Origin of the sequence: Aliiroseovarius sp., assembly GCF_030148435.1 — a bacterium.
Classification (GTDB): domain Bacteria; phylum Pseudomonadota; class Alphaproteobacteria; order Rhodobacterales; family Rhodobacteraceae; genus JASBTN01.
The window spans coordinates 59460-85426 of sequence record NZ_JASBTN010000026.1 but is presented as its reverse complement, the minus strand read 5'-3'; the positions used below and the strand labels follow the sequence as shown (position 1 = coordinate 85426).

The window sequence follows — 25967 nt, the reverse complement described above, 5'->3', positions numbered from 1 at the left end:
ATATTGGTATCAAACGAGTTTTCATGTTCTTGTCATTGGGGCCTCCTCGAGCTGCAGTTTTTAGGAGTATGGGTAAATTTTGCGTGGAGGGGGAAATGGGGAAAGAATATTCGCGTTCTGACCCGCCAGTTCAAAAAACGGCTGGCGAGATCGGAATGATCGGGGCCGTCGCACAGTGGTGTGAATGTCTGCATGGCCACGCTCCGATGAAAAAGGCACTGGTAGACTTGGCCGATGGAATTTCGGCCGAGGCGGTCGCCGTAGCGCGCTTGCCGCGCGATGAAACGGCAAGACCGAAGGTCGTGAGCCATGACACGCTTGCGGATCCGCAAGATCCTCGCATCCTGAACCGCTCCTTTGCCCGGCCGGTTCTGGGTGCCTATGTCGGCAAGTCCAAACCGGGCACGATCTGGTTGTCCAGCTACGTGGCCGAAGATGTGGATCCGGCTCTGGAAACTTTTCAGCGCCGCCGTGGTCTGGCCGAGCTGGCGATCGTGCCGCTTGGCTCTGACGAGAAGTCGGTCGATTTTCTCGAAATCCACTATCGCGAGCGGCTCTGTGCCGCGGATCATGCGGTGCTGAACATGGTTGCATCGACCCTGGCCAGCACCTGGGCCAACCGAAACCCCGGCAGTTTCATCGAGAGTTTTCTGAAGCGTCGTGAGGCCAACCGGGCCTCGGCGACGCCGGGGCCGATCCTGGGGATGAGCAATCCGGCCCGGTTGAGCCGTGCGGAGTTCCGTGTCTGCCTCATGCTCAGCAAGGGGCTGACAGCGCGCCGGGTCCGTGAAGAACTGGGCATCTGCCGGTCGACGCTTCGGACGCATCTGCGCAACATCTATCTGAAGACCGAGACCGAGAATATCGCCGAGCTGGTCTATCAGCTTATCTCGGACCGGTCGGTGCCGGATGTCGGGTCGCGGTCCGGCAGTCGGGTGGCCTGACATGACCTGGCAAGCCGTCCTGCCGCTTCTTCTTCTCATGCCTGTGCTCTGTGCCGTGGCCTGGAACGACCTGCGGCACATGCGAATCCCGAACCTGCTGGTGGGGATTGCAGTCGGGCTGTTCGTGCTCTGCACCCCTCTTTTGGGCTGGTCCGAGATTGCCTGGCGCCTTGGCGCAGCGGTGACGGTATTTGCTTTGGGGACCGCCGCTTTCGCGCTGCGTCTGGTCGGCGGCGGGGACGTCAAGATGCTGGCGGCCCTGATGCTGTTCGTGCCGCCGCAGACGTTGACCTTGTTCGGCTATGCCTTTTCCGTGGCATTGGTGTTGGGGGTGCTATTTGTGATGGCCCTGCGCATTGCGCGCGTCTTTCGCAATTCCGACCTGGTGGGGATCAGAGCCCGGGGCAAGTTCCCGATGGGCATCTCGATCGCACTCGCGGGGCTATTCCAGCTGGCGCTGATTACTCCGCCGATCTGACCTGCGGGTCCTTGCTGAAACTGTGATCCGCTGTTTTCTCTGCCCGCAGATCATCCGCTGGCCGGGCGTGTGGCGATAGGCCCGGCGGTGTTGGCCCTGAAACGGGCCCTGCGCGCGGCAGTCTGAAGCACAATGAAAAATGGCCGCGAACGGGGGTATTCGCGGCCGGGGACCGGGGCGGGGAAGGAAAACCGCCACGGGAAGGAAACTCAGCCCTTGTTGTGGAAAATGAAGCCGATGAAGTTCAGAAGCAGCTGGGCGGCCAGGATCTGGGTGCTTTCGGACGGGTCATAGGCCGGGGCCACTTCCACAAGGTCGATGCCCACGACGTCGCCGCGCTTGCTCAGGCCCTGCAGGATTTCCAGCACGTCGTAATATTGAAACCCGCCGTGGCTGGGCGTACCCGTGCCCGGCGCGATGGACGGGCAGAAGGCGTCGATGTCGATGGTGACGTAATAGCGCGCGCCCTCGGGGATGCGGTTCAGAACGCCCTCGGTTCCCAGCTTGCGTACCTGGCGGACCGACAGGATGTCCGATCCTCTTGCGCGGGCGTCGTCATAGCCTTCCTTGGCGGTGGACGACACGTTGCGAATGCCCAACTGGGTCATGCCCGAAACATAGTCCTTCTCGATCGCGCGGCGCATCGGGTTGCCGTGCCCCTCGGTCACGCCCCGGCGTTCGTCGACGAAATCCAGATGGGCGTCGATTTGCACCACGTGGATCGGCCCCTTGTCGGCGCAATCCCCGGCAAAGGCGCGGATGCAGGGAATGTTGACCGAATGGTCGCCGCCGATGGTTACGGGGATGGCACCCGCATCGAGGATCTTCTTCACCCCGTATTCGATATTGGCGTGGCTTTCATCGGTCTTGGTGTGGATGATGTCGGCGTCGCCGATGTCCACGATACGCACGTCCTTGCCCAGGTAGGTTGCGTCGTCCTCGTGGTCATAGGCGCCGGCGTGGCCAAAGCTGAACAACGTCGAGGCTTCGCGCACCGAACGCGGACCGAACCGCGCGCCGGAGCGGAACTGGCAGCCGAAGTCGAACGGCGCCCCAAGGATCGCGACGTCAGCGTCGATTGCGTCCCAATCCTCGACATAGGGTTTCTTGCCGAAGGTCGAGATTCCGACGAAGGGCAGGTTCAGACGCCCGCTTTCGTACCCGTGTCCTGACATGTGGTTCTCCGTTCTTTCGTGTGATGAGCGATAGGCCAGTTCCGGCAGGAACAGGGCGGTTTGAGGAAAAGTGACGAAAAGGCCGGGCACGATCAAGAGGATGATCGGGAAGGGCAGGGCGATGATTGGTTGCTGGACACCTTGGTCGGGAACACCCTGATCAACCCGACCCAGGGGTTTGTCGACGATTCGGTCGACGGCTTCCCCAAAAACAGCCATATCGGTGGGGCCGAGCTGTGCCGCACCATCGTGAACCGTGCGCTCTGAGACCCATAGGAACACAGAATGATCCAAGACAACCCCGCACTCATCGCCGCGATCCGCGACCGGTTCGCCCATGTGGACAGCTGCCCGTTTCAGGGCGAGCGCATCTTCTTCGAAAACGCCGGAGGTGCCCTGACGCTGAAGAAAGTGGTCGAGACCTCGGGGTTCTACGCTGCAATTCCCGACAACCCTGGCCGCATCAACCCGGCGGGACAGGGCACGCAGGACGTGATCAACCGGGCCAAGACGGACCTGGCCCTGTTCATGAACGCACCGTCCGGGCAGTTCTTTGCTGGCGAAAGCGGCACCGAGCTTCTGTTCCGCCTGATCCGCACCGCCTGCGTGAACGCGCCCGAGGGGGGCAAGGTGATCGGTTCCTCGATCGAACACCCTGCCACACGCTCTGCCGCGCGTCGCTGGGCGGGGATTTCCCGGCTCGACTATGTCAACGTGCCCCACTGCGACGCGACGGGCCTTGTCACCGCCGAGGATTACGCCGCGCTGATGACCCCGCACGTGGCGGTGGCGACGATCCTGCATGCCTCGCCGGTGACAGGCATGGGCATGGATGTGGCGGCGATCTCGAAAGCGATCCGCGCGGTGGCGCCGGACTGCATGATCATCGTCGACGGCATTCAGCACGCCGCCCACGGCCAGATGGACCTGGACGCCTATGATGTCGATGGCTACGTGATCTCGCCCTACAAGGTCTTCTCGCGCCATGGCTATGGCATCGCCTGGATTTCGGACCGGCTCAGCAGCGCGCCCCATGACATGCTGATCGACGCCCCTGCGACGGGCTGGGAATTCGGCACCCGCGACACCGGTTCTTTCGCCACGGTCTCAGACGTGGTCGCCTATTTCGACTGGCTGGGCGGCGAAGTCTCAAGCGAAACCGAGCCGCGCAAACGGATCGAGGCCGCCGGGCGCGCGATCCACGTCTATGAGGCGCACCTGACCAACGCGATGATCAATGGCACCGGCAACCTGCCCGGGCTGCGCGACATGGATCACGTGAAGATTCTGGCCGGCGAGGACAACCCGGCGCGCGAGGGGCTGGTCTCGATCGTGGTGGACGGCATGGATTCGCCGGATGTGGTCGAGACCCTGAACCGGCAGGGCATTCGCACCCACACCCGCAAGGCGGATCACTACTCGGGCAACGTGCTGACCCCGCTGGGCCTGCCGGACTGCATCCGCATTTCGCTGTGCCACTACAACACCGAAGGCGAAGTGGCCAAGCTGCTGGTTGCCGTGAAGGAACTGGCCGCGCAGGGCTGACGCTCATGCCGGGGCCGGAACCGCGCCCGGCAGCGCACGCGGGCGCTGTTGGCCCAACCGGACCCGGCCCATGTGCCGCCCGAGATCGACGCCGCGATCCGTGCCCGCTTACCGATCCGACCGTCGGGCCGTGGTCTCGATCCACACCGTTTTGCCGACGTGCCACTCAAAAACCATCGACCTGCAATTCGGGTCCGGACCACATGGACAGAACCCGGGCGTAAGTTTTTTGCCAAATGCGGCAAATTCGCGGGCGCGGGGGCGGGGCCAGCTGTGTTAAGGGAAAAGTGACGCAGCGACGCTTCGCGCCGGGGTTCGGCGCTAACGTGTTGCGCCGGGCTGGATTATCTATAAATCTCGCCTGTGACCGAATCAAATGCGGGATTCTATAGATAAAATGACCAATCAAGCGACCGGCTGGACCCGAGACGCCGCGCAGGCCCTGTACGACCTGCCCTTCATGGACCTGCTTTTCAAGGCGCAGACGGTCCACCGCGAGAACTTTGATCCGAACAAGGTGCAGATGTCCAAGCTCCTGTCGATCAAGACCGGCGGCTGTGCCGAGGACTGCGCCTACTGCTCGCAATCGGCCCGCAACGGCTCGAAACTGTCCGCGTCGAAACTGGTCGAAGTCGAGCGTGTGCTGACCGAGGCCCGCAAGGCCAAGGACGCGGGCGCCACGCGCTACTGCATGGGTGCGGCCTGGCGCGAGCCCAAGGAACGCGACATGGATCAGCTCATTGCCATGGTCGAGGGCGTAAAGGCGCTGGGCATGGAAAGCTGCATGACCCTTGGCATGCTGGATGACAACCAGGTTTTCCGTCTGCGCGACGCGGGTCTGGATTACTACAACCACAATATCGACACCTCGGAACGCTACTATCCGGAGGTCATCACCACCCGCACCTTCGCAGACCGCATCGACACGCTGAACCGCGTACGCGAGGCGGGGATCAAGGTGTGTTCGGGCGGGATCCTGGGCATGGGCGAAGAAAAACAGGACCGCATCGACATGCTGGTCTCGCTCGCCAATCTGGACGAGGCGCCCGACAGCGTGCCGATCAACATGCTGATGCCGCAGGCCGACACGCCGCTGGCCGATGCCGCTCCGGTCGACCCGATCGACTTCGTGCGCATTATCGCGGTCGCGCGTATCCTGATGCCGACCTCGCATGTGCGCCTGTCGGCAGGCCGCACCGACATGTCGGACGAAACCCAGGCGCTGTGCTTCTTTGCCGGGGCGAACTCGATTTTCGTGGGCGACACGCTGCTGACCGCCGACAACCCCGAGGAAGACAATGATATGGCGCTGTTCGCCAAACTGGGCATCAAGCCGATGACGGCCGAGGACCACTGTGACCATCGTTCAGCGCCGCAGATCCAGCCGCCCAACCTGAAGCCCTTTGCAAAGGTCGAGGCCGCTGAATGAGCGCAACCGCGCGGCTTTCCGGTGCGCTGGACGCCCTGGCCGCGCGCCATCGCTTGCGACGGCTGATCCCGGCGCAGGGGCTGGATTTTGCGTCGAATGACTACCTGGGCCTGTCGGGCGCGCCGGTGCTGACCCAAGCCGCGCGGGACGCACTGGATCGCGGCGTGCCGCTGGGCGCGGGCGGCTCGCGCCTGCTGCGCGGCAACCACGCCGAACATGAGGCTCTGGAAGCCGAGGCCGCCGCCTTCTTCGGCACCGAGGCCGCCCTGTTCATGGGCGGGGGATTTCAGGCCAATCAGGCGCTGTTCTCCACCTTGCCTGCCAAGGGCGACCTCATCCTGCATGACGCATTGGTTCACGCCAGCGCCCATGAAGGCATGCGTCTGGGTCGCGCCGAAACCCGCGCCTTCGCCCATAACGACCCCGGCGCCGCGCGCGATGTGCTTGCCGCCTGGCGCGCCGATGGCGGCTCCGGTCAAGTCTGGATCGCGGTGGAAAGCGTCTATTCGATGGAAGGCGATCTGGCCCCGCTGGCCGATCTTGCCGCCCTGGCGCGCGAAGAAGACGCCGTGCTGGTGGTGGACGAGGCCCATGCGACCGGCGTCTTCGGTCCTCACGGCGCGGGGCTTGCCCATGGGCTCGATGCCGAGGTTCTGACCCTGCACACCTGCGGCAAAGGGCTGGGCTTGTCGGGCGGGCTGATCTGCGGGCCGAAGGTCATGGCGGACACGCTGATAAACCGCGCGCGGCCCTTTATCTTTGCCACCGCCCCCGCGCCGCTAACCGCCGCCCTGGTGCGCGCCGCGCTGGGTGCATTGCAATCTGACCCGTCCCTGCAATCCGCCGCCCAGACCCGCGTTGCCCATGCCCATGCCGAAGCCCGCGCGCATCTGGGGCTTGCCGGGTTGGAGAGCCAGATCGTCCCGGTCATCCTTGGCGACGACGAACGCACCATCAAGACCGCGAAAACCCTGCAAAACAAGGGCTTCGACGTGCGTGGCATTCGCCCGCCCACCGTGCCGCGCGGCACCTCGCGGCTGCGCGTCTCGATCACCGGCAATGTCACGCGGGATGACATCTCGGCCCTGTTTCAAGCCATTTGCGAAACTCAGCAGGAGCAGCCATGACCGCCCTGATCGTAGCCGGCACCGATACCGGCGTCGGCAAGACCCTCTTCTCCGCTGGCCTGACCGCTGCCTTGGGAGCGGCCTATTGGAAGCCGGTGCAATCGGGTCTGGAAGATGAGACCGACAGCGAAGTCGTCGCGCGCCTGTCCGGTGTCACCCCGCTGCCGGAAACCTACCGGTTGCAGCTCCCCGCCTCGCCGCATCTGTCCGCCGAGGCCGACGGGGTCGAGATCGACCCGGATGCCCTGACCCTGCCCGAGGTCGACGGCCCGCTGGTGGTCGAAGGGGCCGGGGGGCTGATGGTGCCCCTGAACCGCCGGACCTATTACCTGGACCTGATCGCCCGCTGGAAGGCTCCGGTGATCCTGGTTGCGCGCACGCAGCTGGGTACGATCAACCACACCACCCTGTCGCTGATGGCCCTGCAGGGCGCGGGCTGCCCGGTGATTGGCGTGGCTTTCTCCGGCGAGGCCGAACCGCTGGTCGAGGAGACTATCAAGCAGATGTCCGATGTGCCCCACCTGGGGCGCCTCGACCCGATTGCCGAAGTGACGCCCAAAAGCCTGGCGCAGGCCTTTGAAGCCATCGACATGAACAGGATCCGAGGCGCGCTATGACCCCGATCGAGTTTGATGCCCAGCACCTCTGGCACCCTTACACCAACGTCGCCAATCCCGGTCCGATGCACCTGATCACCGGGGCCGAGGGTGTCTGGCTGACCCGCGCGGATGGCGGCAAGATGATCGACGCCATGTCGTCCTGGTGGTGCGCCATCCACGGCCACCGTCACCCGGCCATCACCGCCGCGATGCAGGCGCAACTGGATACACTGCCGCATGTCATGTTCGGCGGTCTGACCCACCAGCCTGCGGTGGACCTGGGGCAGAAGATGCTCGACCTGTTGCCGGGCGAGCTCGACCGCATTTTCTACTGCGACAGCGGCTCGGTCTCGGTCGAGGTGGCGCTGAAGATGGCGGTGCAATACCAGATGGCGCAGGGGCGCAGCGGCAAGGTGGAGTTCGCCACCATTCGCGGCGGCTATCACGGCGACACCTGGAAGGCGATGAGCGTCTGCGATCCGGTGAACGGCATGCACGGTCTGTTCCGCGGCGCTCTGTCGATCCAGCATTTCCTGCCGCGTCCAGCCGTGCGGTTGCAGGATGCGTGGCCCGAGGCGCCCGAGGACAACGGCCTTGCCGCGCTGGAGGCCCTGCTGATCGAAAAGGAAGACCGGATCGCGGCGCTGATCCTTGAACCGCTCGTGCAGGGCGCGGGCGGCATGTATTTCTATCACCCGGGCTACCTGCGCGGCGCGCGGGAACTCTGCGACGCCCACAACGTGCTTTTGATCTTTGACGAGATCGCCACCGGCTTTGGCCGTACCGGCAAGCTTTTTGCGATGGATCACGCGGGGGTAACGCCAGACATCGTCTGCCTCGGCAAGGCGCTGACCGGCGGGCATATCTCTTTCGCCGCCACCGTGACCTCGGCCCATGTAGCGATGGAGATCGGCAACAGCGAGGCGGGCGTGTTCATGCATGGCCCGACCTATATGGCCAACCCGCTGGCCTGTGCCGCCGGGGTGGCCAGTCTGACCCTGTTGGCCGAAAACGACTGGCAGACGCGTGTCGCCGGGATCGAGGCGCAGATGCGCGAGGAACTGGCCCCCGCCGCCGATCTGCCCGGCGTGGCCCATGTGCGGGTCCTGGGCGCCATTGGCGTGATAGAGATGCAAGACACCGTCGATCCCGCCGCTGCCCACCGCGCAGCAGTGGAAACCGGCGTGTGGCTGCGCCCCTTCGCGCGCAATATCTACTGCATGCCGCCCTATGTGATCTCGCCCGACGAGTTGTCGCGGATCACCTCGGCGATGGTGGCTTTGGCGAAAGGCGATTGAATGCAACGCCAGTGGCTGGCGCGGACCGGCACCTCCGATCTGATCCTTGTCTTTGCCGGCTGGGCACTGGGCGCGGCCCCGTTTGCGGGGCTCGTCGGGGAGGAGGACGTGCTGCTGGTGCAGGACTACACCACATTGGACGCGGTGCCGGGGCTGGCAGGCTATGACCGTGTGTCGCTCTTGGCCTATTCCTTCGGTGCCGTTTCGGCAGCGCATTGGCTGGCGCAGACCGGAGCGCAGGTTCAGCGCAGGGTTGCCGTGGCCGGGACGTTGTACCCGGCGGATGCGGACAAGGGCATCGCACCTGAAACGGTACGTTTGACCGCCGAGTCGCTGACCTCGGCGAGCTTTGCCAAATTCTGTCGCCGTGCCGGTCTGGACGGCCCCGCGCCCAACATCGATATCGACGCAGCGCGGGATGAGCTGCTGGCTATCGCCGATCGCGGCCCGGCGCCGGATCCCGGTTTCGACCGGGTTTGGATCCCCGCCCGCGACCGCATCATCCCGACTCGCGCGCAAAAGCTGGCCTGGGCCGGGCACGCGGGGCTGCGGGAGGTCGACGGCGGACATGTGCCCTTCCGGCCGGGGCAAAGATGGGAGGGGTGGTTCGCATGACCCCGCGCCATTCCGATCGTGTGCAGCGCAGTTTCAGCCGCAGCTTCGACAGCTATCACGGGGCGGCGGACCAGCAGGTCTGGGTCGCTGAACACCTTGTAGCGGCTCTGCGCGACGCCGAGGCCCCCGGATATTTCGCGCGGGCCTTCGAATTTGGCTGTGGCACCGGCCACCTGACCCGCGCGCTGATGGAATCGATCACATTCGACCGGCTGACGCTCAACGACCTGATGCCGGAAGCCCGGGCCACCGCCGAGGCCCACGGCGCGGAATTCCTGCCGGGAGACGCCGAAGCCCTGACCTGGCCCACACCTCTGGACCTGGTGGTCTCGGCCTCGACCATTCAATGGCTCGAAAACCCGGAGCGTATTCTGCGCAAGGCCGCGACCCAACTGGCGCCCGGTGGCTGGCTTGCCGTGTCGGGGTTTGGCCCGGACCAGTATCGTGAACTGTCCCGGCTGGGATCCAAGGCGCGGGCGCCGGGGCTTTGCACGCCGGAAGCCCTGGCCAAGGCCGTGTCCGGGGCGCTTGATGTCGTGGCGACCGGAGAGGTGCTTCGGCAGCAGCTCTTTCCAACGCCGCTCGATGTTCTGCGTCACCTGCGTCACACAGGGGTCAATGCGCGGGCGCAGGGGGCTTGGAGCAAATCGCGACTGGCGCGGTTCATCGCTGACTACGACCGGGCGTTCGGCACCGAAGACGGCGTGTCGCTGACCTACCATCCGGTCTGGATCGTCGCGCACAAACCGGCCTGAGCCGGGGCTGAACCCTGCGAAGAAGATGTGTATACATCCTATTTTCGACGGGATACGGTTTCCTTGCGATTTTTCCGGGAGGCGCGGATGGAAGCACAGCGTATGGCCGGGCACCTGATCCGTCGGCTGCACCAGCAGTCGACGCAGATATTTGCCGAACGGGCCAGAACGGCGGGAATGAATCTGACACCCGTTCAATTTGCCGCGCTTGATGCGATTGGCGCATACCCCGGGACCGACCAGGCGGGGATCGCGGCGTTGATTGCCTATGACAAGGCGACCATCGGTGGCGTGATTGACCGGTTGGAGGCCAAGGGACTTGTCCTGCGCGTAGCCAGTAAACGCGATCGGCGGGCGCGGGAAGTCAGCCTGACCCAGCAGGGGGAGGCGATTCTGACCGCTGTCACCCCGGTGGTGCGCGATATGCAGCAGGATATCCTGGGGCGCTTGACGACCGAGGAAAGCGAGCAATTCCTGACACTTGCCGCAAAGGCCCTGTCCGCGGACTAACCCGTTATGCGTACCGATTGACTCCTTGGCAATTATATAGATATTAACCATATCAATTATGAGTAACACCTAAAAAGGGAGCCGGATGCAAATCGACGGACAGGTGGCGATCGTCACCGGAGGCGCCAGCGGATTGGGCGCGGCCACCGCGCGGCACCTGGCCGCTTTGGGCGCACGTGTCGGGATCCTGGATTTCGACGGAGACTCGGCGAAGCGGGTGGCGCATGAGAACGGTGGTGTCGCCGCTCAGGTCGATGTCAGCGATGCGGATGCTGTGGACGCCGCAATCTCCAGGGTTGAGCAGGCGCTCGGCACCCCGCGTATCGTGGTGAATTGTGCGGGCATTGGCCTCGCAGCCCGCATCGTGGGGCGGGACGGGCAGACCAGTTTCGACACATTTCAGCGCACCCTCGCGGTGAACCTGTTCGGCACCTACAACGTGATGACCCATGCCGCCCGCCGCATGATGCAGGCCGAACCTGTTGATGGCGAACGCGGGGTGATCGTGAACACCGCCTCGGTTGCTTACCAGGATGGGCAGGTGGGGCAGGCGGCCTATGCGGCCTCCAAGGGGGCAGTGGCCGCCATGAGCCTGCCCGCCGCGCGTGAATTCGCCCGGGCCGGCATCCGCGTCATGACCATCGCGCCGGGCCTGTTCCATACGCCGATGATGGAAAGCCTGCCGCAGGAGGTTACGGATCAGATCACGGCGAACATCCCGCACCCCGCCCGTCTGGGCAATCCCGCGGAATATGCGGAGCTTGCCGGGCATATCATATCGAACCCGTATCTGAACGGAACGACCATCCGGCTGGACGGCGCCACGCGCCTGCCGCCGCGCTGAGGAACCGACATGACTGACATGCTGACCATCCGCGTTGACGACCAGATCGCCACCCTTACCATGACCCGCCCCGGCAAACGCAACGCCATGTGCGAGGAGCTGTTGGGGGCGCTGGAGGCGTTCTATTTCCACCCGCCCGACGGGGTGCGCGTGGTGATCCTGACCGGCACCGAGGGGCATTTCTGCGCGGGGCTCGACCTGGCCGAACATGTGCACCGCTCGGCCGAGGAAAACCTCTATCACTCACGCAGCTGGCATAGGTTGATGGAGCAGATCCGCTTCGGAGGATTGGCCACGGTGTCGGCCATGTTCGGTGCGGTGATCGGAGGCGGGCTGGAGCTGGCCGCTGCCACCCATGTGCGCATCGCCGAAGCCTCGACCATTTTCCAGTTGCCCGAGGGGCGGCGGGGCATTTTCGTCGGCGGCGGCGCCACGGCCAATGTCGGGCGGTTGCTTGGCCCGGACCGCATGACCGAGATGATGCTGACCGGCCGCAAATACGGGGCCGACGCGGGCATGGCTCTTGGTCTCGCCCACTATTCGGTGGGTGACGGCGAGGCGTTGCCTCTGGCGCAGGAGCTCGCGGGTAAAATCTCCCGCAACGCGCCCCTGTCGAACTACCTGATGATCCAGGCCATTCCCCGCATCAACGACATGTCACAGGCGGACGGGCTGTTCACCGAAAGCCTTGCGGCAGCCCTGTCCCAAACCACCCCCGACGCCGAGGAAGGCCTGCGCGCCTTCCTGGACAAACGCGCCCCCAACTTCCGGTAAGATCATGACCCAGCCTGACCAGACCATCACCCCGCCCAGCACTATCAGCGACGAAACCCTGCGCCGCTTCCTCGGCTATCACATGAAACGCGCCTTCAACGTGGTGCAAGCCGACCTGACCGCGACGCTGAAACCCTTCGACCTGCGGATGCTGACCTATACCGCGCTGGTGCTGATCTGCGACAACGCGGGGCTCAGTCAGGCGCAATTGGCCGCAGCCATGGACATCGAACGCCCCAACCTTGTGGTCATCATTGACGAGTTGGAACGCCGCGAGCTGATCAACCGGACCCGCGTGCCCACCGACCGGCGCACCTATGCGCTGATCCCGACACTGGCCGGGCGGCGCCTGTGCGACCAGGCCGTCGCGGCGGTTGAGGCGCACGAGGCCAAGCTCTTTGCCGGGCTGGACGACGAGATGCGCGCGGCTATGGTGGCGATCCTGTCGAAGGTGCGCGGCACATGAAACGCACGACGAATTTCAAGCCGCACAACGTGATCCGCGAGGACCGGGCGGATGGCACGATCCTTCTGCGCTCGGCCGAACCGCTGAGCGGGGTCGCGAACACCACCGGAGACTGGCTGCATCAATGGGCCGGTGAAGCACCCGATCGCATTTTTCTGGCCGAACGATACGGTGCCGGATGGCGCGAGGAAAGCTACGCTGCGACTCTGGAAAAGGTCCGGGCCATTTCCGCCAGCCTGCTCGGGCGCGGCCTGGGGCCCGATACGCCCATTCTGATCATGTCCGGCAATGGTGTGGACCACGGGCTGTTGAGCCTGGCGGCGCAATATGTGGGCATTCCCACAGTGCCCGTGGCTGAACAATACGCGTTGATCCACGGCGCCCATGGGCGGCTGCGCCATGCGATCGAGCTTGTGCGCCCGAAGATGGCCTATGTCGTGGATGCGGCGCAGTATGCAGAGGCTCTGGCCCTGAACGCGCTGGAGGGGATCGAGGTGATCGCCTCGCGCCCCGGTCCGGGCACCACGCCCTTTGCCGACCTTCTGAAAGGCGACGGTGCCGACCTGGACGCCGCCCGTGCCAACGTGGGGCCGGACAGCGTTGTAAAGCTGCTGATGACCTCGGGCTCGACCTCCAGCCCGAAGGCGGTGATGACCACCCACCGCATGATGTGTGCGAACCAGGCGCAACTGGCCGACGCCATGCCCTTCCTGCGCGCCCGCCCGCCGCGGATTGTCGACTGGCTGCCCTGGAACCATGTCTTTGGTGGCTCGCATAATTTCAACATGATGCTCGCAAACGGCGGCAGCCTTTATATCGACGACGGCAAGCCGGTTCAGGGCCAGTTCGAGCGCACCGTGGAAAACCTATCGCTGATCACCGGCACGCTCTGTTTCAACGTGCCTGTCGGGTTTTCGATGCTGCTGGGCGCGCTGCGTGACGACGCTGCCCTGCGCCAACGCTTTTTCGAGGATATCGACCTGGTGTTCTATGCCGGGGCCTCGCTGCCGCAGGAGATCTGGCAGGGGTTCGAACGCATGGCGATGGAGGTGAAGGGCGAAGTGCCCCTGATGACCTCCTCCTGGGGCCTCACCGAAACCGCGCCCTGTATGATGATGCAACAGGAGCCGACCGAGAGCTCCGGTGTGGTTGGCGTCCCGGTAGGCGGCGTGACGGCCAAGTTGATCCCGGACGAGGATATGCGCTGCGAAGTGCGAGTGAAGGGGCCGAACCTGATGCCGGGGTATTTCGGGGCGCCCGGCAAGACTTCCGAGGCCCTTGACGAGGAGGGCTTTTTCATCACCGGCGACGCGATGAAGTTCGTAGACCCGGCAGACCCGAACAAGGGCATGAAGTTCGACGGGCGCATCTCGGAAGATTTCAAGCTGCTCACCGGCACCTGGGTGCGTGCAGCCCAGCTGCGGATCGACATGCTGGCAGCCCTGTCGCCCCTGGCCGCTGACCTTGTCATCACCGGCGCGGATCAGGATGAGATCGGCGTGATGATCTTCCCGAATGTCGCGGAATTGAAGGCCGAGGGGTTCGGGCTGCAGGACGAAGACGGGGCCTATTGTTGCCCGTTGCTTCTGGGTGAGATCCACCGCCGCCTCGCCACCCACGCGGCCACCGGCACCAGCAGTTCGACCCGCGTGGCCCGTGCCATGGTGCTGTCCGAACCTGCCTCGATGCCGGAAGGCGAGATGACCGCCAAGGGCAACCTGAACTTCCGCAAGGTTCTGAGCCGAAGGGCCGACCTTCTGAACCGCCTCTACGTCGACGCCGATCCGGCCGTCACTACGCTTTAGGAGACCGCCATGGTTGATATTTCCAAAGTTCGTGCGATCGATATTCACACCCATGCCGAGGAGCCATGCGGGTGCCACACCGATGACGGTTACGACGATCTTCAGGCCACCATGGCCACCTATTTCGGCGCCCCGTGGAGCCACCCGCCGACCGTGCCCCAGACCGCCCAGCACTACCGTGAACAGAACATTGCTGCGGTCATCTTCCCGGTCGATGCCGAACGCGAGACCGGATACCGCCGCTATGCCAATGAAGAAGTGGCCGCGCTGGCCGCCGAAAACGACGACGTGCTGATCCCCTTCGCCTCGATCGACCCGCACAAGGGCAAGATGGGCGCGCGCGAGGCGCGTCGGCTGATGCGCGACTTCGGCCTCAAGGGCTTCAAGTTCCACCCAACCATGCAGGGGTTTTACCCGAATGACCGCATGGCCTACGGGCTTTACGAGGCCATCGCCGAAGAGGGTGGCATCGCGCTGTTTCACACCGGCCAGACCGGGGTGGGCAGCGGCATGCCGGGCGGCAACGGGATGCGGCTGAAATATTCGAACCCGATGTATATGGACGACGTGGCGGTGGACTTCCCCGAGATGAAGATCATCCTCGCCCACCCCTCCTTCCCGTGGCAGGAAGAGGCGCTGGCAGTGGCCCAGCACAAGCCGAATGTCTATATCGACCTGTCGGGCTGGTCGCCGAAATACTTTCCGGACATTCTGGTGAAATACTGCAACTCGATCCTGAAAAAGAAGGTGCTGTTCGGCTCCGACTGGCCAATGATCACCCCGGAACGCTGGCTTGCGGATTTCGAGAAGATCGCGATCAAGGATGAGCTGCGCGAGGATATCATCAAGGGCAATGCCGCTCGTCTGCTGGGGCTGGCATGACCCCGTTCAAGGCACCGCTGGACGACATCCTGTTTTCTCTGCAAGTCGCCGGCGCCGGGGAACTGCCCGGATATGACGCGGCGTTTACCCGTGAAATCGGGCATCATTTCGCGGGTTTTGCCGAGGGCGAGATCGCGCCACTGGACGAACCCGGCGACCGGCAGGGGTGCCGCCTGACAGATGGCCGGGTTCGGATGCCGGATGGGTTTCGCGACGCCTACCGCACCTATGCCGAGGCTGGCTGGCCCGGCCTGACCCTGCCCGAGCTGCATGGCGGGCAGGGGATGGATGCGCTGACCGGTGCGGTCGTGTCCGAGGTTTTCTCGGGGGCCAATCACGCCTTGCAGATGGTCACAGGCCTGGTGCCGGGCGCAGCCCGGGTGCTGATGCGCTTTGGCAGCGCGGATCAACAGGCACGCCATCTGCCCGGGCTCGCATCCGGCACGACTCTTGCCACCATGTGCCTGACCGAATCCGGCGCGGGCTCGGACCTGTCGCGCATTCGTTGCCGGGCGGACCAGTCGGACGGATGGCGGATCTCTGGCGAGAAGATCTTCATCTCTGGCGGGGATCAGGACATGTCCGAGCGCATCCTGCATCTTGTGCTGGCGCGCACGTCGGCTGACGGGATCAAGGGCCTGTCCCTGTTCCTCTGTCCCAGCGCGCGGAGTGACGGCAGCCGCAATGCCGTCACCGTAACGCGGATCGAGGAAAAGATGGGTCTGCATGCCTCGCCGACCTGCCAGTTGGCATTTGACGGGGCCGAAGCAGAGCTGATCGGGGATGAGGGCCAGGGTCTTGCCGCCATGTTCACCATGATGGATCATGCCCGGCTGGATGTGGCATTGCAGGGTGTGGCCCACGCGGCGCGGGCATATGACATTTCCCGAACATACGCCGCCGAACGGGTGCAAGGGCGCGGGATGGACGGGGCTCCGGTCACGCTGGATGGTCATGCCGATGTCCGACGCATGCTGGAGCAGGCAGACGGCTTGGCGCTGGGCGCACGGGCCATGGCGCATCTGGCTCTTGTTACCATGGCGCGTGGCGGAGCCCCGGACCTGGTCGACTTTATGACCCCGCTCACCAAGGTCTATTGCACCGAAGCCGGCATGCGCGCGGCAGATTTGGGGATGCAGGTGCTGGGCGGCTATGGCTACCTGTCGGAATACCGGGTCGAACAGACCTGTCGCGACACGCGCATCACGGCGATCTACGAGGGTGCCAACGGAATCCATGAACGTGCCCTTGTCACGCGGTTGCTGCCCGGCGCTGCAGGGCAGGCGTTCGCGGCGCTCCTGCGGACCGAAGCGGCACCCGAAGTCGCGAAACTGTGGGCGGCGGCCCGCACCGCGATCCTGTCGGACGAGGCCGCCGCGGCGAAGGTGCATGAGTTCACGGCCCTCACCGCACAGGTGCTGCTGTCCCTTCTCTGGCCCCGCGTTGAACGGCAGGCCATGACCCACCCCGATCCCGAGCGGATCCGGCGCGTGGCGGTGAGGGCGCGGGGCGAGACCCACCGCAGGATTGCCTTTCATGCAGGCGCCATTCTGCCGTGAGGGCGGGCAGGCGCAGACGGGTTCCGAGGTCAGAGCGCGGTGCGTGAGTCGAAGGCCCAGTCATGGATGCGCCCAGGGGTTCCGAGGCTCTGCCAGATACCGCGTACCAGGGTTCTTGGCCCTTCCGTCCTCAGGGGAACAGGTCGGACAGAGGTCCGGCGCGCCTCTCCCCTTGGCTGGGGAGACCTGTTCAGAAGGGGATACGTTCAGCACTTGGGTAAGGGAATGCCTATTTGTGACGAAAAGACATTAGGTCATGCCTAATCATTGGTGATGCAGACTATTCTTTTCCAAGCCGGGTCACAGGGCACAGTTGGGGAACGCGAACAGAATGCGGCCCTGCCCTTTCCCGGCAGACCCGCAGCCGATCCCCGCTGATGGAAGGAACAGACATGCCCGTTGAAAAGACAGACACGCTCGTCGTGGGTGGTGGACAGGCCGGGATCGCCCTGAGCGAGCATCTGGGCAACAAGGGCGTGCCGCATCTGATCCTGGAAAAGAACCGCATCGCCGAAGCCTGGCGCAGCGGGCGTTGGGACACGCTCGTGACCAACGGTCCGGTCTGGCATGACCGTTTCCCGAACCTCGAATTCAAGGGCAATGCCGCGGATGAGTTCGTCTCGAAGGACCGGGTGGCTGACTACCTCGAAGAATACGCGGCCATGGTCAATGCGCCGATCCGCACCGGGGTGGAAGTGCTGAGGGCTGAACGCCTGCCGGGGCGTGCGGGGTTCCGGGTCGAGACTTCGGCGGGCGAGATCGAGGCCCGGCGGATCGTCGCCGCCACCGGGGCTTTCCAGCATCCGGTAATCCCGCCGATCATGGCGCAGACCGAGAGGCTCGAGCAGATCCATTCCTTCCACTACAAGAACCCCGGGCAGTTGCCGGAAGGGGCCGTAATGGTGGTGGGCGCGGGCTCGTCCGGGGCGCAGATCGCCGACGAGCTGAACCGCGCCGGGCGCAAGGTCTTCCTGTCCGTCGGCCCGCATGACCGCCCGCCGCGCCGCTATCGCGACCGGGATTTCGTCTGGTGGCTGGGTGTGCTGGGCCTGTGGGACGTGGCCGCGCAGAAGCCGGGCACGGAACATGTGACGATCTCGGTCAGCGGCGCCTATGGCGGGCACACAATGGATTTTCGCCGGCTGGCCAGCGAGGGCGTGACCCTGACCGGCATGGCCGACCGCTACCGGGATGGTGTTCTGAGCTTCCGGGGCGACCTGCAGGCCAATATTGCCGCCGGCGATGCCAATTATGCCGGGATGCTGGATGCTGCCGACGCCTATGTGGCGCGTACCGGGTTGGACCTGCCCGAGGAACCTGCGGCGCGCAAGGCCTGGCCCGATCCCGACTGCCTGACCAATCCGCTCAGCGAAATCGACCTGGCCGCCGAGGGGGTGAGCGCGATCATCTGGGCCACCGGGTTCCGGCAGGACTTCAACTGGATGAAGGTGGATGCCTTCGACCAACGCGGCGCCCCGATCCACCAGCGCGGCGTTTCGGTCGAGCCCGATGTCTACTTCCTGGGGCTGCCCTGGCAATCCCGGCGCGGCTCCACCTTCCTGTGGGGGGTGTGGCACGACGCCATGCATATCGCCGACCAGATCGCGATCCAGCGCGATTACCTGGCCTATGACGGCACTGCCGAACAGATCGCCGCCGAACAGATTACTGCCGAACAGATCACCCAGGACGCCTGACGAGGAGACCCCAGATGCCCAAGGACCAGATCGACCCCGTCGAGGAACTGCGCCAGAACACCGCCCAACCCTTCGAACGCGCCCATGCCATGCCGCCTTCGGTCTATACCTCGCAGGAATTCCTGGACGAGGAACTGGCCCATATCTTCGCCAGGGACTGGTACTGCGTTGGACGCGCCGATGCCCTGGCCAATCCGGGCGACTACACCACCTGCGAGCTGTCCGGGCAGCCGATCCTGGTGATCCGCGACCGGGACGGGCAGCTCAGCGCCCTGTCGAATGTCTGCCTGCACCGCATGTCGACTCTGTTGCACGGGCGCGGGAAGACCCGGGCCATCGTCTGCCCTTACCACGCCTGGACCTATAGCCTGGATGGCTCGCTGCGCGGGGCGCCTGCGATGACCCTGAACGAAGGCTTCTGCAAGGACCAGTACCAGCTTCCCAAGGTCCGTTGCCAGGAGTGGCTGGGCTGGGTGTTCGTCACCCTGAACGAGGAGGCGCCGGACGTGGCCGACCGGTTGGCGCAGGTCGAGGAACTGATCGCGGGCTATGACATGACCAACTACACCGAGGCCTTCTACGAGGAACATGTCTGGGACACCAACTGGAAGGTTCTGGCCGAGAACTTCATGGAAAGCTACCACCTGCCGGTTTGCCACGCGGGCACCATCGGCGGATTGTCGAAGCTTGAGGATATGGTCTGCCCGCCGGGTCTGCCCGCCTTCAACTACCATACCATCCTGAAAGACGAGACCCTGCGCATTGCCATGGCGCATCCGACCAATGACCGCCTGAACGGAGAGGAACGGCGCACCACCTTCCTGCTGGCAATCTATCCCAGCCTGCTGATCACCCTGACGCCCGGGTATTTCTGGTACCTGTCGCTCCACCCGCAGGGACCGGGCAAGGTGCATATCCGTTTCGGTGGCGGCATGTCGGATGACTACAGGGACGACGCGGACGCGCACCGGAACTTCGCCGATCTCAAGGCGCTCCTGGATGACGTGAATGTCGAGGATCGCGGTTGCACGGAAAAGGTGTACACCGGCCTCTGTTCGGACCGCGCCGTGCCGGGCCACCTCAGCCACCTCGAACGCCCCAACTATGACTTCGCCCAGTACCTCATGGCGCGGATCGAGGCGGGCCGTCAGGCCTGACCGCGAAGATCAAGGAAACCTCATGCCCCATACCCGAATTCGCAAGTTCAACACCTCGGATACCTACCCGGAACAGAATCTGGACAATGACCTGTGCCAGGCCGTGGTCACTCAGGGCGGCAGGACCGTCTGGCTGCGTGGCCAGTGCCCGCAGAACCTGGACGACGCGGTGAATATCGACAGCCATGACCCGGTCGAACAGACCCATAAGGTCATGCAGAACATCCGCCAGTTGATCGAGGAGGCCGGCGGCTCGATGGAGCACCTGGTCAAGGTCGTTGTCTATATCACCGACGTGCGCCATCGCGAGGCGGTCTATCGCACCATGGGCGAATATATAAAAGGGGTGCATCCGGTTTCGACCGGGCTGGTCGTGCAGGCGCTTGCCCGACCCGAATGGCTGGTGGAGATCGATGGCACGGCGGTGATCCCGGACTGACTGCATGCGCTGAGAGAGCAGGAGCGAGGGGCCAGCCCCTCGCGCTCCCCGGGATATTTTGGGAAAGATGAAAGGAAGAGGAGCATGACTTTTTCGCTGGTGGCACGTTGCGCGGAGACGGGCATGTTCGGCTTGGCGATTTCCTCGTCCTCGCCTGCCGTGGCGGCACGCTGCGCCTATGCGCGGGCGGGCGTAGGGGCCGTGGCCTCGCAGAATGTGACCGACCCGACGCTGGGGCCTTTGACGCTGGACCTGATGGAGAGCGGTCTGACCGCCGCCGAGGCCATCGAGGAGGTCCGGGCGCGCGGCAGACACATTGAATATCGCCAGGTGCTGGCGGTGGATCGCGCCGGGGGGACGGCTATCCACTCCGGCCCGAACTCGCTAGGCATCTGGACCCAGGCGCAGGGGCGCGACGTGGCCTCGGGGGGCAATCTCCTGGCCAATGACACGGTGCCCCAGGCGATTGTCGCCGGGTTCGGGGCGTCTCGGGGCCATCTGGGCGACCGGCTGATCGCCGCCATGCGCGCGGGGCTTGCGGCCGGGGGCGAGGCGGGGCCGGTGCGGTCGGCCGGGCTGCTATTGGTCGACGAGGTTTCCTGGCCCGTGGCCGACCTGCGCTGTGACTGGAGCGAAGGCTGCCCGATCGAGCATATCGCGACGGCCTGGGAAGTCTACAAACCGCAACTCGACGCCTATATCCAGCGCGCCCTGGACCCGCGCGAGGCGCCCTCCTACGGAGTGCCCGGGGATGAATAGGCGCAATGACTGTTCTGAACGGAAGCGACAAACGGAACACCGGAATTGGGAGGGTTCGATGACCGATCTACGTGAGAAACTGCAGAGCTTGGCGGCCTTGCCCGTCGATCGGCCGATGGGCATGCCCGGGGCCTACTACACCAGCCAGGGTCAGTTCGATCACGAGGCTGCAACGGTGCTGCGCCTGGGTTGGCACTGTCTTGGTCGTGTGGACGAAATCCCGGAACCGGGAGATTTCTTTACCGTTCAGCTGTTGAATGAGCCGCTGATCGTGGTGCGTGGGGACGATGAAAAAATCCGTGTGCTCGCCAATGTCTGCCGCCACCGGGGTATGCCTCTGGCCGAGGGGCGGGGCAATGTGAAACGCTTCGTCTGCTCCTACCACGCCTGGTCCTATGGGCGCGACGGGGCGCTGTTGCGCGCTGCACGGATGGAAAACGCGGGTTTCGATGCCAAGAACTGCAAGCTGCATGGCCACAATGTGCAGCAGTGGAACGGGTTCATCTACGTGAACCTGGATGCGGATGCTGCCCCCTTCGCGCACCCCGACCTGGACGGGCTTCTGGCCCCATACGAGACTGAAAAATTCCGCCTCGTCCATGTCGCCGAGGAAAACTGGCACACCAACTGGAAATGCCTGGTCGAAAATTTCATGGAGGGCTACCACCTGTCAGTGGTGCATCCGCAGACCCTGCATGGCTACACCCCCACAGGGCTGGCGCGCAAACTGACGAGCGGACTGGGATTTACCTCATACGGGGCGAACTATCCGGATGGGATACCGTCGCGTGGACAGGGCGCGCCCGGCCTTAGCGACGAGGAACGCCAGCGTTCGACCCTCTTTGCCAAGTTCCCAACCCAGGTCGCCAGCCAGGCGGCGAGCCTCCTCGTCTCGATCTCGATCTTCCCGGTCAACGCCGGACTGATCCGGGTGAAGTGGACCATGTCCACCTATGGTGACGACCTGGACGAAGACACCATCGCCGGACGTATCAAGCTCTGGGAGGAGGTAAACCGCGAGGATCGTGAAAAACTGGAACGCATGCAGGTTGCGCTGGGTTCGGAGCACGCTCTGGAGGGGCCATTGGCGGGCGATGACTACGAAGGCACGATCCGTGACTTCCAGACCTGGCTTGCGGCCCAGGATATGCCAGCACAGGCGGCCGAGTAATCGGCCATCGGGCCGTGGCACCTGCGGGACGCTGTCTCTCCGGGGCGTCCCGCCTGGGCCGCCTGAAGTGGGTGGATCCGGCCCGGTCGTCCCCCGCGAGCGCGGATCAAGCTTGAACGTCGGGCGGCGGGCGGCATAATTCACTCATGGCATTGCGATTTACTCTCAGGCAGTTGGAATATTTCGTCGCCGTGGGCGAGGAAGGCTCGATCGCGCAGGCGAGCGAGCGGGTCAATGTGTCGTCCCCTTCGATCTCGGCGGCGATCTCGCAGTTGGAGGACGAGTTCGGCCTGCCGCTGTTCGTGCGCAAACACGCCCATGGGCTGAGCCTGACCCAGGCCGGGCGCCAGTTTCTTGACCAGTCCCGTCAGGTTCTTGCCCACGCCGAGGCGCTGAACCGGCTTGCGGGCGACATTTCGGGCCTTGTGCGGGGGCCCTTGAACATTGGCTGTCTGGTCACTTTTGCCCAGATGATCCTGCCCGCCATGCGCCGCCGTTTCGTCGCCGACTATCCGGACGTTCAGGTGTGCCAGTTCGAGCTGAACCAGATGGGCATCATCGAGGCGCTGCGTCGGGCCGAGATCGACGTGGCGCTGTCCTATGACCTCGCGATCCCGCCCGATCTGGAGTTCCTGCCGCTGCGCCGCCTGCCGCCCTATGCGATGGTGCATGAGGGGCACCCGCTGGCCGGGCGCGGCTCGGTCACGGTGGAGGAGTTGAAGGACGACCCGATGATCCTGCTCGATCTGCCCCTGTCCTCGGATTATTTTCTGGAGTTTTTCGAGGCTTCGGGGCGCAAGCCGAAGATCGCCGAACGTACGCGCGACATGGCGATCATGCGGTCACTGGTGGCCAACGGGTTCGGCTATGCGATCGCCAATATCCGCCCCTATTCGGACCTGTCACCGGATGGGCGCAAACTGTGTTTCATTCCCCTGGCCGGGCCGGTGCGGCAGATGGAGCTGGGGCTGGTCCTGCCGCGCGGTGCGCGCAGCGTGCTGACCGTCGACGCCTTTGTCGAACATGCCCGCAAGATGGTGGCAGAATGGGGCTATCCGGGTCATCCGATCGACCCGGGGACATAGGCGGTGCCTAAGCGGTGCTTTCGCAACCCCGACTTTAGACGAACCCGTTGATTTGCAACCCTTCCCCGATAAAAGCCACCCCGGCAGGAGCGAGACCCGTGCACGATCCCCGTTATCACATTCTGTTCGCGCCGATGCAGATCGCTCCGGTTCCCGCCAGAAACCGCTTCGGTCAGGTGGCCCGTTGCGTTGAAGGCGGCTACCTGGCCAGGGGCATTGACAGGCTTCCGGGCGTGAACCTGATCCGGGAGACGCTGAATTGAACCGCACCCTGGAGATTCTCGACCGCCTCATCGCATTCCCGACCGTCAGTGCCGACAGCAACCTGGCGTTGATCGACTACGTGCAGGGCCTGCTGAGCCGCGCCGGTTTCCTGGTCACGCGTATTTCGTCACCCTGCGGGCAAAAGGCAGGTCTGTTTGCCCGCATCGGCGCGGGGGAGGGGGGGGTCTGCCTGTCGGCGCATGCCGATGTCGTGCCGGTTGCCGGTCAGGACTGGACCCGCGATCCCTTCCGTCTGACCCGGGACGATACGCGGCTGTACGGGCGGGGTGTCACCGACATGAAGGGGTTCCTGGCCTCGGCGCTGGCGCTTGCCGAAGAGGCGGGGGCGCAGGCCGATGCCCCGGCGCTGAGCCTGGTTATTTCCTATGACGAGGAAATCGGCTGCGTCGGCATCCGCCAGATGATGCCCGCGCTTGAGCCGCTGATCGGCCGCCCCCGCGCGGTGATCGTGGGAGAGCCGACCTCGATGCAGGTTGCCATCGGCCACAAGGGCAAGGCGGCACTGGAAGTCACATGCCACGGCCAATCCGGCCACAGCGCCCTGGCGCCCGACTTCATCAATGCGTTGCACCTGGCCAGCGGCTTCGTGACGGCGATGATCGACCTGCAGGAAGTGCTGTCCCGGGAAGTGCGCGACCCGGGCCATGCCGTGCCCTATTCCACCGTGCATATTGGGCGGATGGAAGGCGGGCGAGCCCTGAACATCGTGCCGGATCACGCGCGCATCCTGATGGAATACCGCCACCTTGCCGACATTCCGGGTTCCGAGTTGCGGGCCCGGATCGAAACCGCCGCGAAACAGGTCGCCGCTGGTTTCGGCATGCCGGAAGGGATCATGGTCAAGGAAGTCACCGCCTATCCAGGTCTGGCGACCAGCCCCGAGGCTCCGGTGGTTGACTGGGCGCGCCGAATGGCCGGAGGGGCGGACGTCACCAAGGTTGCTTTCGGCACCGAGGCAGGGTTCTTCGCTGCGCTCGACCTGCCGACGGTGGTGATGGGCCCGGGCGACATGGCGCGGGACGGGCACAAGCCGGACGAGGGGCTGGACCTGGGCGAGCTGGCCGCCTGTGGCACCATGCTGGCCCGGGTGCTGGAGCCGGGCTGACCCCGTCGAGGCGGATGGATCAGCGATGGCGAACACCCTTTCGGGCAATCTGAACACACCGACAATCGCGATCGCAGCGAAGGTAGCCGCGATGATACACACGCCAGTGTGAACGCCCCTTCGCAGCATACGACGTGCGAACCCTTTGCAAAATCGCAGTTCTGCGCTACCTTTTCCGACAGCAAGTGGTTGAACATACAACCCACCGCCGTTCTTCCGGTTGAACCGGAGAAGGGAAATTGAAAGCCGGGCCGAAAGCCTCAGTGTCCGGGTCATGGGGACAGATGACGTTTGCTGCGCAGGTAGATCGTTCTCCACCATCACGGCCCAAACCCCGCCATGCCCCGGCAAGGCTGTTTGGCAAAACAGACGCAGCGCATGCAACGCTGCCGTTCGAGCGGAAACGACCCAGTGCCCGGCCAGCCCGGATTGCCCGGTGCGCGTCGAGGTCACACGTGGCCCCAGTCCGGCGCAAGCCGGTCACGGAGGGTTTTGCCTCCGTCCTGTTTCGACTTGAAAAAAGTGAGATCGGCATATGACAAGCCAGAAAGCTATTAGAAAAGCAGTCTTTCCCGTTGCGGGTCTGGGCACCCGCTTCCTGCCCGCAACCAAGGCAATGCCCAAGGAACTCCTTCCCATCGTTGACAAGCCGATCATTCAGTTTGCCGTGGAAGAGGCGATCGAGGCTGGCATCACCGACATGGTATTCGTCACCGGGCGCACCAAACGCGCGATCGAGGACCACTTCGACGGCAATGCCGAGCTGGAAGCAACCCTGGAAAGGCGCGGCAAGGACTCGTTGGTCGAGATGGTGCGCAACATCATCCCGCCCGGGGTCAGCTGTGTTTTCGTGCGTCAGGCCGAGGCACTCGGGCTGGGCCATGCGGTGCTCTGCGCCGAGCCGGCGGTTGGCGGCGGGCCATTTGCGGTTCTTCTGCCAGACGACCTGATGACCGGGCGACCGAGCCCGACCAAGGCATTGGTCGATCATTTCGCCCAGAGCGGCAAGCCGGCCATCAGCGTGATGCCGGTAGCCCAGGACCAAATTCACCAGTACGGTGTGGTCAACCCCGTGACCGAGTCCGCCGTGGGGGCGGTGGGCATGGCGGGGATCGTCGAAAAGCCCGACCCGGCCCTGGCACCGTCGAACCTGGCCGCCGTTGGGCGCTATGTCTTCGATCACGACATCTTTGATCATCTCCGCAACCTGCCGCCAGGGGTGGGCGGAGAGATCCAGCTCACCGATGCAATCAACATCATGGCCAGTCAGCGCGCCGTGGACGCTGTTCCGATTGTCGGCAAGCGCTATGACTGCGGTTCGAAAATCGGATATCTCGAAGCGATCGTCGACCATGCGTTGGCGCATCCGGACTTTGCCGATGATTTCGGCGAGGTGATCATGCTCAAAGCGGAACGGCTGGCGCAGCCCAAGACGGGCACGCATTCCTGATCCGGAACCCGCGC

General features: G+C 64.4%; 27 protein-coding genes. 26 read left to right on the top strand and 1 reads right to left on the bottom strand.

Annotation, left to right across the window (positions count from 1 at the left end; translation table 11 throughout):
• Positions 1-155 precede the first annotated feature (155 nt).
• Together Q1V43_RS05030 and Q1V43_RS05025 are read left to right on the top strand one after the other, a co-directional pair.
• Positions 156-944 carry a helix-turn-helix transcriptional regulator gene (locus tag Q1V43_RS05030; RefSeq protein WP_300514722.1) on the top strand — a complete coding sequence of 263 codons (789 nt, stop codon included), beginning with the start codon at positions 156-158 and terminating at the stop codon, positions 942-944.
• Position 945: 1 nt separating this feature from the next.
• Positions 946-1422: a prepilin peptidase gene (locus Q1V43_RS05025; RefSeq protein ID WP_300514719.1), complete on the top strand. Its 477-nt coding sequence runs from the start codon at positions 946-948 to the stop codon at positions 1420-1422.
• 209 nt (positions 1423-1631) lie between these two features.
• Here the strand turns inward: Q1V43_RS05025 and speB are convergent, their stop codons facing one another.
• Positions 1632-2597 carry an agmatinase gene (gene speB / locus Q1V43_RS05020; RefSeq protein WP_300514716.1) on the bottom strand — a complete coding sequence of 322 codons (966 nt, stop codon included), beginning with the start codon at positions 2595-2597 and terminating at the stop codon, positions 1632-1634.
• Between the two features lie 60 nt (positions 2598-2657).
• Here speB and Q1V43_RS05015 point away from each other — a divergent pair, with 60 nt between their 5' ends.
• From Q1V43_RS05015 to galU, 24 genes are all read left to right on the top strand, one after another.
• A complete protein-coding gene (locus Q1V43_RS05015) occupies positions 2658-2864 on the top strand; it encodes a hypothetical protein (RefSeq protein WP_300514713.1) in 207 nt (68 codons plus the stop codon).
• A gap of 18 nt (positions 2865-2882) precedes the next feature.
• Positions 2883-4142, top strand: coding sequence for an aminotransferase class V-fold PLP-dependent enzyme (locus Q1V43_RS05010; RefSeq protein WP_300514711.1), 1260 nt, complete (start codon positions 2883-2885; stop codon positions 4140-4142).
• Between the two features lie 397 nt (positions 4143-4539).
• On the top strand, positions 4540-5571 hold the full coding sequence (gene bioB / locus Q1V43_RS05005) for a biotin synthase BioB (RefSeq protein ID WP_300514709.1): 1032 nt from the start codon (positions 4540-4542) through the stop codon (positions 5569-5571).
• Positions 5568-6698: an aminotransferase class I/II-fold pyridoxal phosphate-dependent enzyme gene (locus tag Q1V43_RS05000; RefSeq protein ID WP_300514707.1), complete on the top strand. Its 1131-nt coding sequence runs from the start codon at positions 5568-5570 to the stop codon at positions 6696-6698. The genes bioB and Q1V43_RS05000 overlap by 4 nt, the downstream gene beginning before the upstream one ends.
• On the top strand, positions 6695-7315 hold the full coding sequence (bioD, locus tag Q1V43_RS04995) for a dethiobiotin synthase (protein WP_300514705.1): 621 nt from the start codon (positions 6695-6697) through the stop codon (positions 7313-7315). Before Q1V43_RS05000 ends, bioD begins: the two co-directional genes overlap by 4 nt.
• Positions 7312-8595 (top strand): adenosylmethionine--8-amino-7-oxononanoate transaminase, encoded by a 1284-nt coding sequence (bioA, locus tag Q1V43_RS04990; RefSeq protein ID WP_300514703.1) that lies wholly within the window; start codon positions 7312-7314, stop codon positions 8593-8595. Before bioD ends, bioA begins: the two co-directional genes overlap by 4 nt.
• Positions 8596-9210, top strand: coding sequence for a pimeloyl-ACP methyl esterase BioG family protein (locus tag Q1V43_RS04985; RefSeq protein ID WP_300514702.1), 615 nt, complete (start codon positions 8596-8598; stop codon positions 9208-9210).
• The gene (locus Q1V43_RS04980) at positions 9207-9965 is read left to right on the top strand and encodes a methyltransferase domain-containing protein (RefSeq protein WP_300514701.1); all 759 of its coding nucleotides are present in this window, start codon (positions 9207-9209) and stop codon (positions 9963-9965) included. Before Q1V43_RS04985 ends, Q1V43_RS04980 begins: the two co-directional genes overlap by 4 nt.
• An 87-nt stretch (positions 9966-10052) precedes the next feature.
• Positions 10053-10475: a MarR family transcriptional regulator gene (locus tag Q1V43_RS04975; protein ID WP_300514700.1), complete on the top strand. Its 423-nt coding sequence runs from the start codon at positions 10053-10055 to the stop codon at positions 10473-10475.
• Positions 10476-10560: 85 nt separating this feature from the next.
• Positions 10561-11319, top strand: a complete 759-nt coding sequence (locus Q1V43_RS04970; protein WP_300514697.1) for an SDR family NAD(P)-dependent oxidoreductase — start codon at positions 10561-10563, stop codon at positions 11317-11319.
• Between the two features lie 9 nt (positions 11320-11328).
• The gene (locus Q1V43_RS04965) at positions 11329-12093 is read left to right on the top strand and encodes a crotonase/enoyl-CoA hydratase family protein (RefSeq protein WP_300514666.1); all 765 of its coding nucleotides are present in this window, start codon (positions 11329-11331) and stop codon (positions 12091-12093) included.
• Between the two features lie 4 nt (positions 12094-12097).
• Entirely contained in the window at positions 12098-12559 is a 462-nt protein-coding gene (locus Q1V43_RS04960; RefSeq protein ID WP_300514665.1) for a MarR family transcriptional regulator, read from the top strand.
• On the top strand, positions 12556-14364 hold the full coding sequence (locus Q1V43_RS04955; protein WP_300514664.1) for a feruloyl-CoA synthase: 1809 nt from the start codon (positions 12556-12558) through the stop codon (positions 14362-14364). Before Q1V43_RS04960 ends, Q1V43_RS04955 begins: the two co-directional genes overlap by 4 nt.
• A gap of 9 nt (positions 14365-14373) precedes the next feature.
• Complete coding sequence (locus Q1V43_RS04950; RefSeq protein ID WP_300514663.1) at positions 14374-15246, top strand: amidohydrolase family protein; 873 nt, start codon at positions 14374-14376, stop codon at positions 15244-15246.
• Positions 15243-16805 (top strand): acyl-CoA dehydrogenase family protein, encoded by a 1563-nt coding sequence (locus Q1V43_RS04945; protein WP_300514662.1) that lies wholly within the window; start codon positions 15243-15245, stop codon positions 16803-16805. The genes Q1V43_RS04950 and Q1V43_RS04945 overlap by 4 nt, the downstream gene beginning before the upstream one ends.
• 392 nt (positions 16806-17197) lie before the next feature.
• Positions 17198-18502 carry an NAD(P)/FAD-dependent oxidoreductase gene (locus Q1V43_RS04940; RefSeq protein WP_300514661.1) on the top strand — a complete coding sequence of 435 codons (1305 nt, stop codon included), beginning with the start codon at positions 17198-17200 and terminating at the stop codon, positions 18500-18502.
• Between the two features lie 14 nt (positions 18503-18516).
• Positions 18517-19659, top strand: a complete 1143-nt coding sequence (locus Q1V43_RS04935; protein ID WP_300514660.1) for an SRPBCC family protein — start codon at positions 18517-18519, stop codon at positions 19657-19659.
• A 22-nt stretch (positions 19660-19681) separates the two neighbouring features.
• Complete coding sequence (locus Q1V43_RS04930; RefSeq protein ID WP_300514659.1) at positions 19682-20098, top strand: RidA family protein; 417 nt, start codon at positions 19682-19684, stop codon at positions 20096-20098.
• Positions 20099-20182: 84 nt separating this feature from the next.
• The gene (locus Q1V43_RS04925; protein ID WP_300514657.1) at positions 20183-20857 is read left to right on the top strand and encodes a DUF1028 domain-containing protein; all 675 of its coding nucleotides are present in this window, start codon (positions 20183-20185) and stop codon (positions 20855-20857) included.
• Positions 20858-20915: 58 nt separating this feature from the next.
• The gene (locus tag Q1V43_RS04920) at positions 20916-22028 is read left to right on the top strand and encodes an aromatic ring-hydroxylating dioxygenase subunit alpha (protein ID WP_300514655.1); all 1113 of its coding nucleotides are present in this window, start codon (positions 20916-20918) and stop codon (positions 22026-22028) included.
• Positions 22029-22174: 146 nt separating this feature from the next.
• Positions 22175-23113, top strand: a complete 939-nt coding sequence (locus Q1V43_RS04915) for a LysR family transcriptional regulator (protein ID WP_300514654.1) — start codon at positions 22175-22177, stop codon at positions 23111-23113.
• Positions 23114-23211: 98 nt separating this feature from the next.
• The gene (locus tag Q1V43_RS04910) at positions 23212-23376 is read left to right on the top strand and encodes a hypothetical protein (protein WP_300514653.1); all 165 of its coding nucleotides are present in this window, start codon (positions 23212-23214) and stop codon (positions 23374-23376) included.
• A complete protein-coding gene (gene argE, locus Q1V43_RS04905; RefSeq protein WP_300514651.1) occupies positions 23373-24503 on the top strand; it encodes an acetylornithine deacetylase in 1131 nt (376 codons plus the stop codon). The genes Q1V43_RS04910 and argE overlap by 4 nt, the downstream gene beginning before the upstream one ends.
• Before the next feature lie 535 nt (positions 24504-25038).
• Positions 25039-25953 (top strand): UTP--glucose-1-phosphate uridylyltransferase GalU, encoded by a 915-nt coding sequence (gene galU, locus Q1V43_RS04900; protein ID WP_300514649.1) that lies wholly within the window; start codon positions 25039-25041, stop codon positions 25951-25953.
• Positions 25954-25967: the final 14 nt, after the last annotated feature.

Coding starts and splice junctions, on each gene's coding strand:
- Q1V43_RS05030 (WP_300514722.1), top strand. CDS start 156: ATGATCGGGGCCGTCGCACAGTGGTGTGAATGTCTGCATGGCCACGCT.
- Q1V43_RS05025 (WP_300514719.1), top strand. CDS start 946: ATGACCTGGCAAGCCGTCCTGCCGCTTCTTCTTCTCATGCCTGTGCTC.
- speB (WP_300514716.1), bottom strand. CDS start 2,597: ATGTCAGGACACGGGTACGAAAGCGGGCGTCTGAACCTGCCCTTCGTC.
- Q1V43_RS05010 (WP_300514711.1), top strand. CDS start 2,883: ATGATCCAAGACAACCCCGCACTCATCGCCGCGATCCGCGACCGGTTC.
- bioB (WP_300514709.1), top strand. CDS start 4,540: ATGACCAATCAAGCGACCGGCTGGACCCGAGACGCCGCGCAGGCCCTG.
- Q1V43_RS05000 (WP_300514707.1), top strand. CDS start 5,568: ATGAGCGCAACCGCGCGGCTTTCCGGTGCGCTGGACGCCCTGGCCGCG.
- bioD (WP_300514705.1), top strand. CDS start 6,695: ATGACCGCCCTGATCGTAGCCGGCACCGATACCGGCGTCGGCAAGACC.
- bioA (WP_300514703.1), top strand. CDS start 7,312: ATGACCCCGATCGAGTTTGATGCCCAGCACCTCTGGCACCCTTACACC.
- Q1V43_RS04985 (WP_300514702.1), top strand. CDS start 8,596: ATGCAACGCCAGTGGCTGGCGCGGACCGGCACCTCCGATCTGATCCTT.
- Q1V43_RS04980 (WP_300514701.1), top strand. CDS start 9,207: ATGACCCCGCGCCATTCCGATCGTGTGCAGCGCAGTTTCAGCCGCAGC.
- Q1V43_RS04975 (WP_300514700.1), top strand. CDS start 10,053: ATGGAAGCACAGCGTATGGCCGGGCACCTGATCCGTCGGCTGCACCAG.
- Q1V43_RS04970 (WP_300514697.1), top strand. CDS start 10,561: ATGCAAATCGACGGACAGGTGGCGATCGTCACCGGAGGCGCCAGCGGA.
- Q1V43_RS04965 (WP_300514666.1), top strand. CDS start 11,329: ATGACTGACATGCTGACCATCCGCGTTGACGACCAGATCGCCACCCTT.
- Q1V43_RS04960 (WP_300514665.1), top strand. CDS start 12,098: ATGACCCAGCCTGACCAGACCATCACCCCGCCCAGCACTATCAGCGAC.
- Q1V43_RS04955 (WP_300514664.1), top strand. CDS start 12,556: ATGAAACGCACGACGAATTTCAAGCCGCACAACGTGATCCGCGAGGAC.
- Q1V43_RS04950 (WP_300514663.1), top strand. CDS start 14,374: ATGGTTGATATTTCCAAAGTTCGTGCGATCGATATTCACACCCATGCC.
- Q1V43_RS04945 (WP_300514662.1), top strand. CDS start 15,243: ATGACCCCGTTCAAGGCACCGCTGGACGACATCCTGTTTTCTCTGCAA.
- Q1V43_RS04940 (WP_300514661.1), top strand. CDS start 17,198: ATGCCCGTTGAAAAGACAGACACGCTCGTCGTGGGTGGTGGACAGGCC.
- Q1V43_RS04935 (WP_300514660.1), top strand. CDS start 18,517: ATGCCCAAGGACCAGATCGACCCCGTCGAGGAACTGCGCCAGAACACC.
- Q1V43_RS04930 (WP_300514659.1), top strand. CDS start 19,682: ATGCCCCATACCCGAATTCGCAAGTTCAACACCTCGGATACCTACCCG.
- Q1V43_RS04925 (WP_300514657.1), top strand. CDS start 20,183: ATGACTTTTTCGCTGGTGGCACGTTGCGCGGAGACGGGCATGTTCGGC.
- Q1V43_RS04920 (WP_300514655.1), top strand. CDS start 20,916: ATGACCGATCTACGTGAGAAACTGCAGAGCTTGGCGGCCTTGCCCGTC.
- Q1V43_RS04915 (WP_300514654.1), top strand. CDS start 22,175: ATGGCATTGCGATTTACTCTCAGGCAGTTGGAATATTTCGTCGCCGTG.
- galU (WP_300514649.1), top strand. CDS start 25,039: ATGACAAGCCAGAAAGCTATTAGAAAAGCAGTCTTTCCCGTTGCGGGT.